The 17,217-nt window shown below is 34.5% G+C and carries 17 protein-coding genes; 5 read left to right on the top strand and 12 right to left on the bottom strand.

Features of this window, described 5'->3' with window-relative positions; translation table 11 throughout:
- The first annotated feature begins 281 nt into the window (after positions 1-281).
- Together BK579_RS14470 and BK579_RS14465 are read left to right on the top strand one after the other, a co-directional pair.
- Positions 282-1,310 carry an acyltransferase family protein gene (locus BK579_RS14470; RefSeq protein ID WP_169891149.1) on the top strand — a complete coding sequence of 343 codons (1,029 nt, stop codon included), beginning with the start codon at positions 282-284 and terminating at the stop codon, positions 1,308-1,310.
- Positions 1,311-1,401: 91 nt separating this feature from the next.
- Complete coding sequence (locus tag BK579_RS14465; RefSeq protein ID WP_204524719.1) at positions 1,402-1,647, top strand: hypothetical protein; 246 nt, start codon at positions 1,402-1,404, stop codon at positions 1,645-1,647.
- Between the two features lie 136 nt (positions 1,648-1,783).
- Here the strand turns inward: BK579_RS14465 and BK579_RS14460 are convergent, their stop codons facing one another.
- From BK579_RS14460 to BK579_RS14435, 6 genes are all read right to left on the bottom strand, one after another.
- Positions 1,784-2,383: a response regulator transcription factor gene (locus tag BK579_RS14460; protein WP_078546605.1), complete on the bottom strand. Its 600-nt coding sequence runs from the start codon at positions 2,381-2,383 to the stop codon at positions 1,784-1,786.
- Positions 2,380-3,507: a sensor histidine kinase gene (locus BK579_RS14455; protein ID WP_078546603.1), complete on the bottom strand. Its 1,128-nt coding sequence runs from the start codon at positions 3,505-3,507 to the stop codon at positions 2,380-2,382. The genes BK579_RS14460 and BK579_RS14455 overlap by 4 nt, the downstream gene beginning before the upstream one ends.
- Positions 3,508-3,612: 105 nt before the next feature.
- On the bottom strand, positions 3,613-4,644 hold the full coding sequence (locus BK579_RS14450) for a Delta(5) desaturase DesA (protein WP_078546601.1): 1,032 nt from the start codon (positions 4,642-4,644) through the stop codon (positions 3,613-3,615).
- A gap of 810 nt (positions 4,645-5,454) precedes the next feature.
- Positions 5,455-5,718 (bottom strand): hypothetical protein, encoded by a 264-nt coding sequence (locus BK579_RS14445; protein ID WP_139365102.1) that lies wholly within the window; start codon positions 5,716-5,718, stop codon positions 5,455-5,457.
- Positions 5,719-5,817: 99 nt separating this feature from the next.
- Positions 5,818-6,963: an iron-containing alcohol dehydrogenase gene (locus BK579_RS14440; RefSeq protein ID WP_078546599.1), complete on the bottom strand. Its 1,146-nt coding sequence runs from the start codon at positions 6,961-6,963 to the stop codon at positions 5,818-5,820.
- Between the two features lie 29 nt (positions 6,964-6,992).
- A complete protein-coding gene (locus tag BK579_RS14435) occupies positions 6,993-8,432 on the bottom strand; it encodes an aldehyde dehydrogenase family protein (RefSeq protein WP_078546597.1) in 1,440 nt (479 codons plus the stop codon).
- A gap of 268 nt (positions 8,433-8,700) precedes the next feature.
- Here BK579_RS14435 and BK579_RS14430 point away from each other — a divergent pair, with 268 nt between their 5' ends.
- On the top strand, positions 8,701-9,909 hold the full coding sequence (locus BK579_RS14430) for an ATP-binding protein (RefSeq protein WP_078546596.1): 1,209 nt from the start codon (positions 8,701-8,703) through the stop codon (positions 9,907-9,909).
- Positions 9,910-10,061: 152 nt separating this feature from the next.
- On the opposite strand, the gene BK579_RS14425 is transcribed toward BK579_RS14430, so the two are convergent.
- Positions 10,062-10,559 (bottom strand): metallophosphoesterase family protein, encoded by a 498-nt coding sequence (locus BK579_RS14425; protein ID WP_078546594.1) that lies wholly within the window; start codon positions 10,557-10,559, stop codon positions 10,062-10,064.
- A 107-nt stretch (positions 10,560-10,666) separates the two neighbouring features.
- Between BK579_RS14425 and BK579_RS14420 the strand changes: the two genes are divergently transcribed.
- Positions 10,667-10,804, top strand: coding sequence for a YuzL family protein (locus BK579_RS14420; protein WP_078546586.1), 138 nt, complete (start codon positions 10,667-10,669; stop codon positions 10,802-10,804).
- 52 nt (positions 10,805-10,856) lie between these two features.
- Here BK579_RS14420 and BK579_RS14415 read toward each other — a convergent pair whose 3' ends face one another.
- The 5 genes from BK579_RS14415 to BK579_RS14395 all read right to left on the bottom strand — a co-directional run bounded on the left by BK579_RS14415 (position 10,857) and on the right by BK579_RS14395 (position 15,418).
- The gene (locus BK579_RS14415) at positions 10,857-11,957 is read right to left on the bottom strand and encodes a PRK06851 family protein (RefSeq protein WP_078546585.1); all 1,101 of its coding nucleotides are present in this window, start codon (positions 11,955-11,957) and stop codon (positions 10,857-10,859) included.
- A 123-nt stretch (positions 11,958-12,080) separates the two neighbouring features.
- On the bottom strand, positions 12,081-12,269 hold the full coding sequence (locus tag BK579_RS14410) for a DUF6954 family protein (RefSeq protein WP_078546583.1): 189 nt from the start codon (positions 12,267-12,269) through the stop codon (positions 12,081-12,083).
- A 116-nt stretch (positions 12,270-12,385) separates the two neighbouring features.
- The gene (locus BK579_RS14405; protein WP_078546581.1) at positions 12,386-13,552 is read right to left on the bottom strand and encodes a GNAT family N-acetyltransferase; all 1,167 of its coding nucleotides are present in this window, start codon (positions 13,550-13,552) and stop codon (positions 12,386-12,388) included.
- Positions 13,553-14,786: 1,234 nt separating this feature from the next.
- Positions 14,787-15,089, bottom strand: coding sequence for a hypothetical protein (locus tag BK579_RS14400; RefSeq protein WP_078546579.1), 303 nt, complete (start codon positions 15,087-15,089; stop codon positions 14,787-14,789).
- Positions 15,090-15,145: 56 nt separating this feature from the next.
- On the bottom strand, positions 15,146-15,418 hold the full coding sequence (locus BK579_RS14395) for a DUF1292 domain-containing protein (RefSeq protein WP_078546577.1): 273 nt from the start codon (positions 15,416-15,418) through the stop codon (positions 15,146-15,148).
- A 205-nt stretch (positions 15,419-15,623) separates the two neighbouring features.
- Between BK579_RS14395 and BK579_RS14390 the strand changes: the two genes are divergently transcribed.
- Positions 15,624-17,207, top strand: a complete 1,584-nt coding sequence (locus BK579_RS14390) for an alkaline phosphatase family protein (protein ID WP_078546575.1) — start codon at positions 15,624-15,626, stop codon at positions 17,205-17,207.
- Positions 17,208-17,217 lie beyond the last annotated feature (10 nt).

Here is a 17,217-nt window from a genome sequence, read left to right as displayed (position 1 = left end):
TTGTTGCTAAAAGACCTATTTTTAGCAAGGTTACACTATATCACGATGTTATGGTTATACTTTAGGAAGGAAAAGATGCCATTCTACTAGTTCAAGTGATTTTAAAGCAACAAAGTGAACGAAAACAGCCTATGTAAGTTACAAATGAGACTCATTTTTTAAATTCCATTTACGTATATGATACAACTTATAACAATTGTATTTCAATTTTTGAAGTACCCTCAATGTTCAGACCAAACGTATGTAATTATATGGGGACCAACTTATTAGGAGGTAACATCATGTCAGGTTCCTTAAATCGAAACTCTTATTTTGATAATGCAAGATTTATCTTAATTGTTTTAGTTGTCTTTGGACATCTTATAAGTCCATTTAGAGAAGAAAGTCATTTTATATCTACTGTATATAACTTTATTTATAGTTTTCATATGCCTGCATTTATATTAATCGCAGGATTCTTTTCAAAAGGTTATTCAAAAGATGGCTATATGAAAAAAGTCTTATATCGGGTGCTAGTTCCATATATTACCTTTCAATTTTTTTACTATATCCTTTATTCTATTCAAGGTAAAGGGGTTACATTTACGTTAATGGATCCTTATTGGACTTTATGGTTTTTGTTAAGTCTACTATGTTGGAATATCCTTCTAAAAGTATTTACAAAATTTAAATATCCATTATTTTATGCAGTCATAGTTGGCATGCTTGTTGGTTATATTGATAGCATCGGTTCTTTTCTAAGTTTGTCGAGAACGTTTGTGTTTTTTCCGCTTTTCCTACTTGGATTTTACTTAAATGAAAATCATTTTAAATTTATTATTAATAAGAAAATGAAAGTACTTTCTACTGCAGCTATGATTGTTATATTGTTAACTTATTATTTTTATTTCCCAAAAGGTGGAAGAGATTGGCTAATAGCGACTTCCTCATACTTTGACTTAGGTATTGAGCAGCTACACTATGCAATGTTCATACGACTATTTATCTACATTTTAATGTTTGTTATCACAGTATGTTTTCTAACTTTAGTCCCTAAAGAAAGGTATTTCTTTACACATCTTGGAGGCAGAACGCTTTATATATATTTACTACATGGATTAGTCATAAAGGTTCTACAAAGTACCTCTATCTTTGACTTTACAATTACGGCTGCCTCTTTATTTGTATTTATTCTTACAACGCTATTTATCAGCTTTGGATTAGCCAGTAAACCAGTTATTACTTTTACAAAACCAATCATAGAGATGTACAGGTTTATTAGTTTAAACCAAAGGGAGAATAAAAATTCTGCTCAGAAATTAGCCTCATAGGTTTTCGAAGATTGATTCTTGCCAGGATGTGTAAGAATCAATCTTTTTTGTTCTAAATCTGGAAATGAAAGGAATATGTATTAATATGACTTTGTCAAAGAAAGTGTGGGATGGTATGGGATACTACATGGAGCAAAGGTTAGCTAAGCAGATAGCGAGTGCACTAGAAACGTATAGTGTTACACATCAAGGAGAAGTAGCATTTACTAAAATTCTTGATCGAGACGAAGTTTTTAGAGGAACCCAGAAGCCAGGTCTTATTATTAAGGCTGTGGACGGTACAACCTATCAGATCAAAATAGAACCAACCAACATACATTTTGATCGTCACTATTAAAGAATTCCTAGGTTGATTTCTACAACACTTTTTTCAACCTAGGTGAATTTATATGTTTGAACAAAAGCTTTTTACTAATATCTGAGTAACCATAAAGGAAGACAATGATTAGAGTAACCAATCTATTAGAAAGAGTCTACTTGAACCAACCTTTTTCTTTCGATTGAGAAATAGCCTCGATTCGATTTTTCACTTCTAATTTATCAAGAATGGTTGAAACGTAATTTCGAACGGTACCAGTTTTAATGCTTAATTGATCAGCAATCTCTTTTGTATTACGTCCATCCGCGACGAGTTCAAGTACTTCTTTTTCCCGTTCAGTGAGAGGATTTCCCTCATTATAGACATCATCCATCAGTTCCGGAGCATAAATCCTTTTACCACTCACTACGCTTCTTATCGTACTAGCTAGTTCTTCACTTGGACTATCTTTAAGTAGATACCCACTAACTCCAGCTTTTAGCGCCCTTTGAAAATAACCTGCTCGCGCGAACGTTGTTAAAATAATTACTTTACAATTTGTCTCTTTTAATTCTTCCGCTGCTTCAAGACCGGTTTTCTCAGGCATTTCAATGTCCATGATACAAATATCTGGTTGGTGTTCTTGAACGAGAGCAATCGCTTCTTCCCCATTGGTAGCTTTACCAACTACCTCCATATCTTCTTCAAGACTAAGAAGAGAACCAAGCGCTCCTAAAAGCATTCGTTGATCCTCTGCAACAACGATTCTAATCATTTCTGTTCCTCCTTTTTAATAACATGAGGTACTACCATTATGATTTTAGTTCCTTCTATTGATTGTATTTCAAGTGTTCCGTTTACAAATTCTAAGCGTTCCTTTATACCAATAAGACCATTTCCTTTTGAATAAACACGGTCATCGTTTATGCCTATTCCGTTGTCAAAAACAGTAATGCACGTACTATTTAAAGATTGACTAATCGTTATTTCACAATGAGATGCTTTACTATGCTTTACGACATTCGTAATTGCTTCTTTTAAGCACATACTTAAAATGTTTTCTAAATACAATGAGCTGTTCTTTGAGTTAAATTCATTATCGATTTGGTAATCAATATGTGCTGCTTTAAGAATTTGTTCAACTAATACTAGTTCCTCTTTTATTCTGATTCCACGCATCTGTGAGACCATTTTTCTCACTTCGCTCAAAGCAGTCCTTGCAGTTTGTTGAACATCTTTCATTTCATTTCGCGCTTGATCCGGATCCTTGGAAATCAACTTACGTGCTAAGTCACTCTTCAATCCAATAAGAGAAAGTTTTTGTCCAAGTGTATCATGTAAATCTCTGGCAATTCGTTGTCTTTCTTCTTGCTTTATTAGTTCAGATATACGTTTATGTGCATCTTCAAGTTGCTCTTCAAGTTGCCCTTGCTTTTTTTTATTATAAAGGTTAAAAGGAAGCAATATTACACTTATCCAAATGATCACTATAAATGGTATTTGGGATAAGAAAATTTCCCTTTGTAAGACAATATTATAATTTATAGAAATAGTTGTACTTACTAAATGAATGATATATAAAGTGATAAATGCAATTCGGTTTTTTATATTTCCATTGTAATAAGCAATGTAGAACGCAAAATAAGCATATTGGAATAAAACAGTCATGGCTATTGAAATCCCAATTAAAATCGAGGTCCACAAATAAACAGGCCAATTCGTTGAAATAAATGCAAATCTTAACGAAATGAAAAAAACAATCGTTAGTATAATACCGATAGTAATTTCTAGTGTTGAGGACGCTTGAAATATAAAATAAAATGGAAGGATACTAAATACGCTCCAAATATATGGCGAAATCCCAGATCCTTTTTGAAAGATAGGAAATTTATTTTTCATGTTTAAAACCTCTTTTTAATTCTCTAATTCCAAATTTTATCACAATCATTAGACTAAATTAATAAACCCTTGAAAAAACTTTCCAAGGGTTTACTAAAAGCGTAATTAACTGATTTTTGAAATACTAATTTTTGCCTTTAAAGCTTGCTCTTTTCTAACATCTTTGAATGTAACAAAATTTTTCTTTTCTTCATCCCATAATCTGTATTTTATTGATTGGATGCTTGTTAAGAGTGAAATGGTTGGTACATTGTGTAAAGGTAGAGTATTTGTATGAGCTTCTTCTAATCTATAATTCGGTACTCTTGGACTTAAGTGGTGAACATGGTGATAACCTATATTCCCAGTTAACCATTGAAGTAATTTTGGAAGTTTATAAAATGAGCTACCTTCAACAGCAGCTTTTACATATTCCCAGTGCTCATCTTCTTCAAAATATGAATCTTCAAATGTATGTTGTACATAAAAAAGCCAAACACCAGCAGCACCAGAGATAAAAAGAATTGTACCGTGAACGATTAGAAATGCTTGCCAACCAATTAACCAAGAGAGTAAGACACTGATTAATAAAATTGAAGAATTAATTAGGTACGTATTCAAGCGTTCTTTTCTTCTTGCGCCTTTGCGATTAAATCTATTTTTAATTAGGAATAAATAGATTGGGCCAAACCCGAACATGACAATGGGATTACGATAAAGTCTATAAGCTATCTTAGTAGAGGTTGGTGCTTTAATGTATTCATCTACTGTTAATACCCAAATATCACCAACACCTCGTTTATCTAAATTCGAGCTTGTTGCATGATGCACAGAATGCTCGTGCTTCCATTGACTGAATGGAAATAACGTTATAATACCTGTAATAGTTCCTAGGATTTGATTTGCTCTTTTGTTTTTAAAGAATGATCCATGACAACAATCATGAAAAATGATAAAGGTCCTTACTAGAAATCCTGCAGCAAAGATACCAACGAATAAGGTCAATGCATAAGAAATTGAGAGACTCTTATACGCTAGAAACCATAATAGAATTAATGGAACTAGGGTATTAATTAGTTGCCAAACACTTGCCTTCGTATTAGATTTTTCATATGGAGAAATTTGTTTTCTTAGAGTTTTTTGGTTTTGTGTATTCATTTAGGTTACCCCTTTTTTTAGGATATACCTATCATAAGTGACTATGTAATAACTGTGTAGTCATACATGTCATATCAGGTATATGACAAATGTCATATACAGCTTGTTCAAGCCTTTAAACATAAGGGTTCGAGAAATTTATTCTTTAAAAAAATATAATTATTCTACCCTGATAAAAGAAATGCGGAAGGCGCTCGTTCATCGGCGACAGGCATAAGACGAGCCGGCAAGAAGGTTGCTTTTTAACCTTCTTGCCGGATTGACTTAGACCTGAGAGCCGATAGCGCCTGAAGCTAGACACTAAGCTAAGTATAATTTTTCATACTCCATGGTGCTAATCAAATTAGCATGGAAGTCTACCCTAAAAATAAGCTAGGTGATGAAGTTCCATGAGCTGCGATCCACTTGCTTTCCGCGGGGCGATCCGTGAGCCTCCTCGTCGCTTTTTGGCTCCTGCGGGGTCTCACGTGACCGCTAGATCCCGCAGGAGTCAAGTGGCTCTCCGCTCATTCCACACTTAGTAAGTACACTATTTCATACTCCATGGTGCTAGTTTTAATTAGCATAGATGTCTACCCTGAAAAAAGAAATGCGGAAGGCGCTCGTTCATCGGCGACAGGCATAAGGCAAGCCGGCTGGAAGGTTGCTCTTTAACCTTCTAGATGGCTTGACTTAGACCTTAGAGCCGATAGCGCCTGGAGCTAGACACTACGCCAAGTATAAATAACTAAACATTTTTCATTCTTCATGTTGCAAATACTTAAAAAACAGAGTAGCAAATGCTACTCTGTTGACGAAAAGCTTTGTTTTTTACCAAGGAAAACGAGGTTTGCGCTGTTCTATGCCAGCTACATCATCATCGTTTACTCTACGATGGTGTCGACGATCTTCCACACCGGCTACATCATCTTCGTTTCTACCACGATGTCTTTTACGATCTTCCACTCCTGCTACATCATCAATATCTTGTCTATGATGTCTTCTTCGATCATTTGCTTCAATGACAATAACCTCGTCCGCATGGATAATCACTTTCTCAGCATTAATAATTGGTCTTCTTCTAGAGTTTGCCATGTTTAATCACTCCTTTCTATTACGATATACATTATTCTATTCAACCTATTAATATATGATTGGACGAGTATAACTAATTATTGTTCTGTTTTTAAGATTTCATCCTTCATGTGCGGTTTTATAGATATCATAAATATCATCTTCTGATAGATTAGCAGGGGTTCTTGAAAGTAACCTTTTCTGTTTACATGCTTCTTCTGTTAGACTTAAAAGATGTTCAAGTTTTATTCCATACTGTTTTAAAGTCGTTGGTAATCCAATATCCCCGACTATTTTTCTGAAAAATTCTAAATAATTTTTGGAAGGGTTAGTATCTTGATTACTCACAAGAAGTTTGGTAACCGTTTCTAATTTACTATTGCAACTGTCAGAAATATAATTTAATACATATGGTAGCAAGACAGCATTTGATTCGCCATGAGGGAGTTTAAATTGATTTCCTAATGGATATGCAAGTGCATGAATAGCCCCTACACCTGCATTATTAAACGCTAAGCCTGCTAAATAGCTTCCATAGCTCATATCAGTTCTGGCTTCTTGGTTTTCAGCATTATATACAGCTTGGTTTAAAGATTTACCAATAAGCTTTATCGCTTGAATTGCAAGTGCGTCAGTGATCGCATTTGAATTCACTGATAGATATGCTTCTATGGCATGTGTTAATGCATCAACACCTGTTGCAGCAGTTACTCTTTGTGGAACTGATAACGTTAGTTGTGGATCAATAATTGCAATATCTGCAAGTAAGTAGTCATGTGAAATTACATCCTTGGTTTGATCTAGAGATAAAACAGATATATCAGTTGCTTCACTGCCTGTTCCGGAAGTTGTTGGAATTAGGATTTTTGGAATTCCCTTGGTTTTGAATGTTTTTGTTCCGGTTAAATTTAAATAATCGATTACATTTCCTTCATTATAAGAAATGACAGATGTTAACTTTGCTAAATCGAGTGTACTACCTCCACCAATACCAATAACTAACTCAAAGTTTCCCTTTCTTGTAAAATCAACTAATCTTTGTGCACAACCTATAGAAGGCTCTGGTTCTATATCAGTATAAATCGTGGTATTATAGGTCTGGTGAATCAATGGAAGGTATGTTTGCGTGAATTCTAATTTTTCTAGTGCTGGATCAAGGACAATCAGTAAATTTCTAATATCCATTGATTCTAGTTCATTGTTTATCTTCCCAAGCGATCCCCAGCCAGTATAGGAACTCTTTGGAAATTTAACTAGTGATATCATCTGTTCACTCCTCCACCTTTCATAACAAACTAGTCTCGATTAAAAACCACCAACTTCATTTCGGTCATCTCTTCAATCGCATACTTAACACCCTCTCGACCCATACCGCTATTTTTCACTCCACCATATGGCATGTGATCCACTCTAAATGTAGGAATGTCATTAATAATAACTCCACCAACATGTAATTGCTCTGCAGCATTTAATGCTGTATGAATGCTTTCTGTGTAGATTCCAGCTTGAAGTCCAAATTCCGATTCATTTACGAGTCTATATGCTTCTTCCATTGATGCTATTTTATTTATAACGACAACAGGCGCAAAAACTTCCTGACAAGATACCCTTGAAGTATTAGGCACATTTAGTAGTATAGTAGGTTTTAAGATAGTATCTTCATTATCTCCACCTAAGGCCACGGTTGCTCCTTGTTCTACTGATTCATGTATCAAAGCTTGAACTCGAGTTATCTCATCAGGTGAAATTAATGCTGAGAGATCTGTATCTTCATTTAATGGATTGCCAATTTTAAGTTTTTTTGTTTCAGTAATAAACAAATCTACAAATTTTTCATATACTTCTTCGTGTACATAAATTCGTTGAAGTGAAATACATACCTGACCTTGATAAGAAAATGCACCCATTACACACCTTGGTATGATTTTATCAAGAGGTACATTCTTATCAAGAATAACTGCAGAATTCGAACCGAGTTCTAATGTTACTTTTTTTAATCCTGCTTTATCTCGAATAGAACGACCAACAGCTGGACTACCAGTAAAAGTGATTTTTTTAACCAAATCACTTTTGACTAAAACATCTCCAACAGTACTGCCCTTGCCCGTCACAATATTCAATCCTCCATTTGGAAGACCTGCATGTTCACAAATCTGAGCAAGAAAAAAGCTCGAAAGCGGAGTTTGAGATGCAGGTTTTAAAACAACTGGATTACCTACAGCAATAGCAGGACCGACTTTATGTGCAACTAAATTCATCGGGAAATTAAATGGAGTGATTGCTGCTACAACACCGATAGGTTCTCTAATTGTGAAAGCAATTTTATTTTCACCACCAGGTGCAGCATCAATAGGAATAGTCTCACCATGTATTCTTTTGGCTTCTTCAGCAGCGAATTTATAGGTTTGAATAGTACGTTGAACTTCCAATCTCGCTGTTTTAATCGGTTTAGCTGCTTCTAGTGCTATGATTTTAGCAGCTACTTCAAACTTCTCTTCTATTAAATTAGCGATTCTTTCTAGTATTGCTCCACGTTCATGTGCTGGCATTTTTCGTAATATTTCTCTGGAGCCATGTGCTGCCTCAATTGCTTTTGTAACCTCTGTTACACTTGCTAATGGAATTTCAGCGAGAAGTTCCTGGTCATAAGGTGATAAGAGATTACTATATTCACTAGCTTTAATCCATTCTCCATTTATGTAGAGTTTTTCTCTTCTTATTGGTCTATTTGGCAACTTTAACACCTCTTTTATTAATTCTCATATCTTATGTTGTTCTTTTTCAATGGTGAGAATAAAAATAGTATGGAAGTAGACCATGAAAATAACCTAGGGTGCTATTGTATTTACGGAATAAATTAAAGTTCATCATATACCTCCAAATTTGAGTCTTTGTAATAAAGAAACGTATTTTAGCTTGTAATTAAACTTACAAATAAATTAATATATAATAAGAATAAGTTTAATTACCTTATAAATATCTTAACCTAGAGAGGTCAACCTATTGGCGAAGAATAGTGAATTAGAAAAATTAAGAATTGAAAATCAATTATATAAAGATATTCTCTCAAAGTTACCAATTACATTCACATATAATCCGGAAAATGGAATGCAAGTTAAAAAGATCTACCCCCAAGATGTTCCTATCATAGATTGGAATTCAAAGGGCAATAATCAAATTGAGGAATTAGACGTTGATCTGTTTGAAATGGTAGAGGCTTCTTTAAAACAAATTCTAGACTATGTACCTCACCATATTGTTATGATTGATCATCATGGGCTGATTACGTTATGTAACTATCAAACTGCACATGATCTTTCTGTGAATCAAAATGAAATGATTGGTAAACATATCCGTGAATTACTAAAAATACCAGATGAAAAGATCATCACCCTACAAACGCTAATTTCAGGTCAGGAAATTTATAATCAGCAGGTACTTGATAAAAATTATGGGATCATTAATTCAAGAATTATCCATAATCCAGATGGTTCCATTAAACGGGTAATTGGTATTTTTCAGTTTTTAAATATGATTAAGGAAGCGGAAAAACAGGCTTTAGCTGGTAGAATTGCTGCAGGTATTGCTCATGAAATAAGAAATCCATTAACAACGGTAAGAGGTTATTTACAATTATTGGATGATAGAGTATCAGATGACATTTCGAATTTGTTTAAATCATTGCTTATTCCGGAAATTGATCGTTCTAATAAAATTATCAGTGATTTTCTAAGGATTGCTAAGCCCTCTCAAACAAAATTGATGGTGATGTCTGTGAAAGAATTCTCAGACAATACGCTAAAAAAATTTCTTAATAGTGAAGCTCTGCTTCACAATGTCGAGATAGAATTTCTACTTAGTCCAAACGCCGAGGGTTGTTTAATAGAAGTTGATCGTGATGAATTACTACAGGTTTTTCTGAATTTATTTAGAAATGCAAATGACGCCTCGAAAAATCAACAGCTTAAAATTGTAATAAAAACAGAGTTAGTCGAAAGGTTCATTTCAATACAATTCATTGATAATGGAATTGGTATTAAACCATCTATCCTGCCGATGATATTTGATCCTTTTTTCAGCACTAAAGATGATGGAACCGGACTTGGGCTCTCAGTTTCAAAAAAAATTATTGAATATCATCGTGGAACTATGAAAGTGAAAAGTAATGAATTTGGAACTACATTCACCATCAAGCTTCCTTTAAAAGGTTAATTGACAAGTTGCCAAGATAACCAAGGTTAAATTGGCACTTGTTTATTAACTATTTTTATTTATATTTTTAATTTCGTTTTAAAAGACCATATAATAATTAGCGTTATTATTTCTGAGGGATAAAGTCTTCTCTCGTCACATCGCCATTTCACCTATTTGTCTTTATCAAAAAATATTAACTCAGCCCGTATTTTTTTTTCCAATGAGAGTATGCCATAAGAAAATTGTTGCTGTCGTCTTTTATCTGTTGGTGAACCAGGGTTAAAGTAAATAACTCCATTATGTTTTTGATGATAAGGTATATGAGAATGACCAAATAAAATTAGATCTAAAGGCTGTCCAGAAAAAGACTCTGTTACACGCTTCAATGTTGTTTTTCCTTTTCCATCACCATGAACCACTCCAATTTCAAATCCATTTAAAGAAAGTACTTTTCTTTTACCAAATTTCTGTTTAATTTCCTCGTCATCTACATTTCCCGCTACTCCTTCAACTGGGGCTATCTGTGTTAACTGTTGGTAGACACTCATGTCCTGCCAATCCCCAACATGTATAATTAATTCAACACCACGTAAACCTTCTAGCACTGTCGTCGGGATTGATGTACCCCTTTTAGGAATATGTGTATCTGAAATTACTCCAATCTTCATTCTCTTGTCTCCTTTTTAATACAGCCCTACCAAAAAATTATAACCATATTTGAATAAAAGCAACACCGATAAGAAAAAGTAATCTTAGTTAGTAAGGAGGTGTAAATATGTCAAGACCTAAAAAAGATCCATCAACAATTGGTCTTAACTCACCTAATGTAGAAGGACAAGGAACAACTACGAAAGAATTTGATGGAGTAAGTAAAGATTCAGCACGAAAGAAATCAAAAAAGCGTGATGTCTAAATGATATCTAAAAAGATAGACTTCTCACTTACGAGAAGTCTATCTTTTTGCCCTATTTACAAGATGCAATAAAATCTTCAATTTCTGCGAGAAGTTGTTGTTGGATATCCTCAACTTTTGAAAAGTCCATTGCATCAATATAATATTCTTCAAGCTGATCACGAAGTTGTTTTACTTCTGATAAATACGAAATAGCTTCTTTCATTTTATCTTTATAAGCTTTCGTTGTTCGCTCAATTTCATTTGCGAATTTTTCATCAGTGCCTGGTGTTATACATCTTCCATACATATCTACTATTTCATCTGAGTCTCTCTCAGGGAAATATTCGTGGGGAGCAGTGCTGTCAAAAATCGCAATTCCACGTTCTCTTATGATCACCATGTCGAGGCTATTAGGATCGAAGCCGCAGTGATAAATCTCTACGTCAAATCCTTTTTCCTCTCCCTCCGCTGCTATTTTCTTTAACATGGTCGATTTACCTGAACCAGCTCTACCTTTGATGAAATAACGCTTATTAACATCTTCTGTTAAGTTCTGAATAAAATCAACAGCACCATTTGGGGTAGCCGCTCCTAAGAAACGGTGCTTAACATCCGATACTTTATTCAATTTATCTTGACCATAAAACTGATGAATTAAGTCATCTGTTAATTTATTTGCTTCATTGAAGTCCATATTAGAAATATAGATTTCCTCAATGTCATCATGAGCACTTAAAGATTCTGCAAATGTTTTATATGCTTTATCAAATGTTGCAGAAATGCCCTTATTTAATTCTAAAATATGTTCTTTACTTCTTTGAAGTTTATTAGAATCCCATGCCACGCCTAAATTCACATATTCTTCAACAATACCAGGTGCACTGGGTTCAATTATGTGAGGTGCAGTACCATCAACAATACCTATTCTATATTGTGGGAGAATTACACCATCGATTGAATTATTATCGGAAGCACAATGTAAAAATTCAATATCAATGCCTTTATATACAAAGTTTTCACCAATTTTTTTCATAAGTGTTGATTTACCAGTACCAGGTCCACCTTTTAATATAAACAAACGCTCTAATCCACTTAAGGCTGAGTCGTATAAACTATAGAAACCTTTTGCTGTATTACCACCTGCATAGTAGTTACGAATTTTCCCCTTCATCAAACCACCCTTTCGTATTGTATATCACAACATATGTAGATGTTCTTACAAGGGTGAATGCCTATTTAATATTTGCGTAAATTTCCAATAAAAGAGGATAACTCAATATGTATAAGAGTTATCCTAACTTATTCTTAATCTTTTTTTTATAAAATATAATACGATGGTAAGAAGAATATAAATACACACCACAATCACAAGAGTAATAATTCTTTCTACTGAAGAGCCATCCGCTAAAAGCACAGGGCCTACTCCGAAAAATGTAATTAATAAGTATAATAATGCGAACAGTGTATACACAAACCATCTCATTCTAATCTCTCCTAAGAACCCTTTATAGATATGTCGAAAATAGTTCTTGTGAGTTACAATCTAAATACAAAATGTTTATTTTTTTCTCGTGCCCTCACAAATTGGTTAAAGAGATTTTAAAAGAAATCATTAAAAAATGGCTTATTTTTTGGTATTAACGACTCTAACTTAATCATTTCTTTTTCCTTACATTGAATAATACCCAGTTCAAAAAGTTCCTTTGGTCTTTTATATCCCAATAACATAGCAGATAATGCATTAATAGATAAATTTATCACATCTTCTTTATTTGCATTAATCTCATGTATAACCTTTTCATTAGAAACTTTAAAGAATCCTTCATTCCAGTTTGCAAAGTTGTCCGTCACTTTTAAAATGACACTTTGCTCGATTCCCATCATAGGCCAATCAAACTGATATTGCTGTAAAAAGCTAATCACATCAACAATACGCACCATAAAGTACGGTGATAGTTCAGTTTTTATCATTGGATTATTGATTGAAAAGAAGAAAGGATCGTTATCATAAGTTGTAATTACGAGCTCATTAATCATAGAATCGTGTTGACAGATAAAATTCCAAAGTCCCTTTTTGGCTTCTCCGTCAAGGGCAATAAATTCTTCAATTTCCATTTTAGAATTTTTGATTGAATATAATAAATATCCTTTAGGAGAATTTAGTACATCATAGTAAATGGCACCCTTTAGATCATCGATTACATTCTTTTTCCACCATTCATTGTGTCTAACTAACATGCCAGAAAACCTTGTAGCGAACTCTTCATATGTATTTTGAAGATCATTGAATTGATTTTCTTGAACATAACGTTTCACATAACCCTTTGTTTCCCCCAGCATATATAAGTCATTCTTTGTCATAGTAATTTTGATTCTATTAGATAAAACTTCCCATCCGTACTTTCGGTAAAAGGGAATTGAAAAGGGGTGTAACATCGATATGGTCTGACCTTGAGCCTTCATTACTTTAAGAGAATGAATTAACATTTCTTTGACATTCCCGTTCCTACGATGTTCAGGGTAGGTTGCTACACCTGCAATACCGCCCATTTTAAATTTTATTTGACCTATGTAGATTTCAAATGGGATTAAATGGAGTTTTGCAATGAGTTCTTCTTGTTCAACAATCCCAAATAATTGATGATATTTATTCAAAGTTTCTATTCGTTCGGTGATTTTTTCTTCTGAAACTTTATATTGAAATGCATATTCTGATAACTTAATAGCTTCTTTGTAGTATTGTTCTGCTAGTTTTATAACTTCCATAGTTTATGTCACCTCTTCTTTTTGTTTTTGTCTACCCTGAAAAAAGAAATGCTGAAGGCGCTCGTTCATGGGCGACAGGCATAAGGCACTTTAACCTTCTAGGGTGGATTGACTTAGACCTGAGAGCCGATAGCGCCTGAAGCTAGACAATAAGCTAAGTATAATTTTTCATACTCCATGGTGCTAATTTTAATTAGCATAGATGTCTACCCTGGAAATACCTAGGTCAGAGAGTTTCAATTCCCTTACTAATGCCCAAAGCCCTACAAAGGGAATGAAAAGCGCGTTGTTTGATTCCCTTTCTCATGCACAAAGCTCTACAAAGGGAATGAAAAGCATTGTTTGATTCCCTTTCTCATGCCAAAAGCCATCCAAAGGGAATGAAAAGCATTGTTTGATTCCCTTTCTCATGCCAAAAGCCATCCAAAGGGAATGAAAAGCATTGTTTGATTCCCTTTCTCATGCCAAAAGCCATCCAAAGGGAATGAAAAGCGTTGTTTGATTCCCTTTCTTATGCCAAAAGCCATCCAAAGGGAATGAAAAGCGTTGTTTGATTCCCTTTCTCATACACAAAGCCTATGAAAGGGAATGAAAGATATTCGAGACCGAAAGATCAGTAGTTGTCTAGTTGCTCTCCCTCCACACTGAATGAACAAAACATTTTCATTCTCCATGGTGCGAATTTTTATTAGCATTGGGTTCTACCCTGAAAATAACCTAGGTAGTGGAGTTCCATGAGCTGCGATCCACTTGCTTTCCGCGGGGTGGTCCGTGAGCCTCCTCGTCGCCAGGAGCGGGATCCTGCGGGGTCTCACGAGACCACTGGATCCCGCAGGAGTCAAGTGGCTCTCCGCTCATTCCACATTGAGGAGGAAACATTTTTTCATACCCCATGGTGCGAAATACTTATTTAGCATGGGTGTCTCCCCTGAAGCTAGACAAATCAGTCTCGGAATTCCATTCGCTGCAGTTCACTCGCGGGGTACCGCGGGGCATGCGGTTAGCCCCCTCGTCGCTTCCTAAGTTCCTGCGGGATCTCACTTTTGCGCTGCCTGGTGCATCCCGCAGGAGTCAAGTGCCTCTCCTCCATTCCACACATGAAGAGCGTACAAATAAATGCTTTAGTTTTTCTATATTTCTATTAATTATAAATTAAATATTTTAAAAACATCTATGTATATAAGTTTTAATATTCTTTAAGTCTATAAAGTTAAGATTCTCTTTTACTTAATATTTAGTCAAACCGCTTTGTTTCTATTTCCTCGACAATTTCCTCGAGTTCAATTTGAAAGTTTAGTTGAAGTGGCCCAGGTAGCTGTTGCTTTATGTCTTGTACTTCTTTCAATGTTTCAGCTTCTTCAATTGTATTTGCTCTAGGATTTTGTTGATTGAACCATTCGCGAAAATGAGAAACAAACATATAAAAATTCCTTTCAAATCTTTCAGCCCAATCTGCACCTTCATCTCCACTTGTTTTTTGCATCATACCCCAATCCTTCAACGCCGTTTGGAGGGAATTACTTACTTCATCAAACATAAAGAAACATCCTTTCTTTAATAAAGGTATGAGAGGATAGTCCTCTCATATTTGTTTTATTCTTCTTCCTCGTCCATCACACTTGCAAAAGCTGCTGAAACTTTTTCGAACTCATCATCATTTTCAATATAAGAAAATTCGCCTTCATCTTCAACCTTTAAGAAGAAAATATCAATATCATCTTCCGTTTCAACTTCAACATCTTCAGCAAAAGCAATAGCAACGTAATCGCTTCCTTCTACAGTCATTGAAGCTAATACTTCAACTTCTTGTTCATTGTCATTTTCGTCTGTTATGGTAAAGACTTCTCCAACTTCGATCTTATCCATTTGAAAACATCCTCTCAATTTTAGTCTGATACTTCAGTTAGTATAATTAAACTACCTATCAACATAATTTCCAAATAAATAAGATTCATGCTTTATTTTTAATTCTTTTTATTATTCATAAATCCTTCTAGTTAGAACAATAATATAAAATACTTTATGTTTAGTCTTATCTCGACCAGACTTTCACTCTTACTAGGAGGTCTTTATGAGTAAAAAATGGTTATTACTTTTACTCGTAGCTTTTTGTTTTTTTTCAGGTTGTCAAAATAATAGTAGTGGTCAATTCGAAACGAAGAGTCAACTGCATAAAAATGTTGTTATGATTATGATTGATTCAATGACTTCAAATCTTGTAGAAGAAAGCTTGAAAACAGGAGATTTTCCAGCACTACAATTTCTAATTGATCATGGCAGAATATACCCAGACCTAGTTGCTCCTTTTCCTTCAATGTCTGTATCAATCGAAGCAAGCTTAATTACTGGAAAGATGCCTAGAGATCACCATATTCCTGGGCTGACTTGGTACGATAAGGAAGAGGATAGGCTTGTTGATTATGGTACTTCCTTTGAAACCCTTCGTAAAGTAGGAATAAATCAGACCATTATTGATGCTATGTACAATTTGAACAATGTGCATCTAAATAAAAAACAAACAACAATTTTTGATGAGCTACAACAAAAGGGAATCACGACGGGTAGCATTAATCTCTTACTTCACAGAGGGAAATCTGAGCATGAACTCACTATTCCTCCTATTCTAAGTCAAGTAATTGGTACGCCAAAAACATTAAAAACAATTAGTTCAGATACCTTTGCTTTTGGAATGTTTCATCATCCTGATGAATTAAAAAAGCAAATTCTACCTGACACATTTGTACAGCGTGCTGGTTTTAATGATAATTATGCTTCAGATGTAATATTAAAGCTTAAGTCTATAAATAAACAACCACAATTTACACTTGCCTTTTTCCCGGAGATGGATAAAAAAACACATAAGAATGGACCAGAAAATGTAAGCGGATTTAAAGAAGTAGAAAAGCATCTTCAACATCTCTTAGATAGTTACGGATCATGGGAAGATGCATTGGATCAAACTGTTTTTATTTTATTTGGTGACCACGGACAGGACAAATTAGTCGAAGACGAAAAACAAACAAAAATAAATCTTTACAAGCTATTTGAATCATACAATGTTGCGGGTTTTAGTGAAAAACCATCCAATGGAGAACTTGTAATCGCTAACAACCATCGGATGGCTTTTATATTTATCTCTTCAAAAAAAGTTAATAAAGCTGAGATTGCAAAGTCAGCTGTAACTGATTCAAGAATGGCCATTTCTGCATTTATCGACAAGGATGATTGGATCCATGTATGGAGTTCAGATAACAACGATACCTTCTCTTTCAAAAAGCACGGTAAGTGGAAAGATAAATATAAACAGTCATGGTCCATAAAAGGAAATAAGGGTGTACTTAATTTAAGCATTGATGAAGAAAACACTGAAATAAAATATAATGACTATCCTGATGCCCTAAATCAACTACATAGTGCATTACTTAGTCAACAAGATTCTATCGTCGTTACTGCTAAACCAGGGTATGTTGTTTATTCTGAAACGACGCCTGTTCATAATGGTGGTGGTGAGCATGGTGGTCTTCATAAAAACGATACGTTAGCAGCGCTTATTATTTCTGGAACAGATAAGATACCAGACAAGCTGAGAATCATGGATCTAAAGCCGTTTATCCTATCACTTTTCGAAGAGGATCAAAGTAATAGAATATATTAACGTAGGAGAC

The organism is Litchfieldia alkalitelluris (genome assembly GCF_002019645.1).
Lineage (GTDB): Bacteria > Bacillota > Bacilli > Bacillales > Bacillaceae_L > Litchfieldia > Litchfieldia alkalitelluris.
This window is presented reverse-complemented; position numbering and strand designations above follow the sequence as displayed.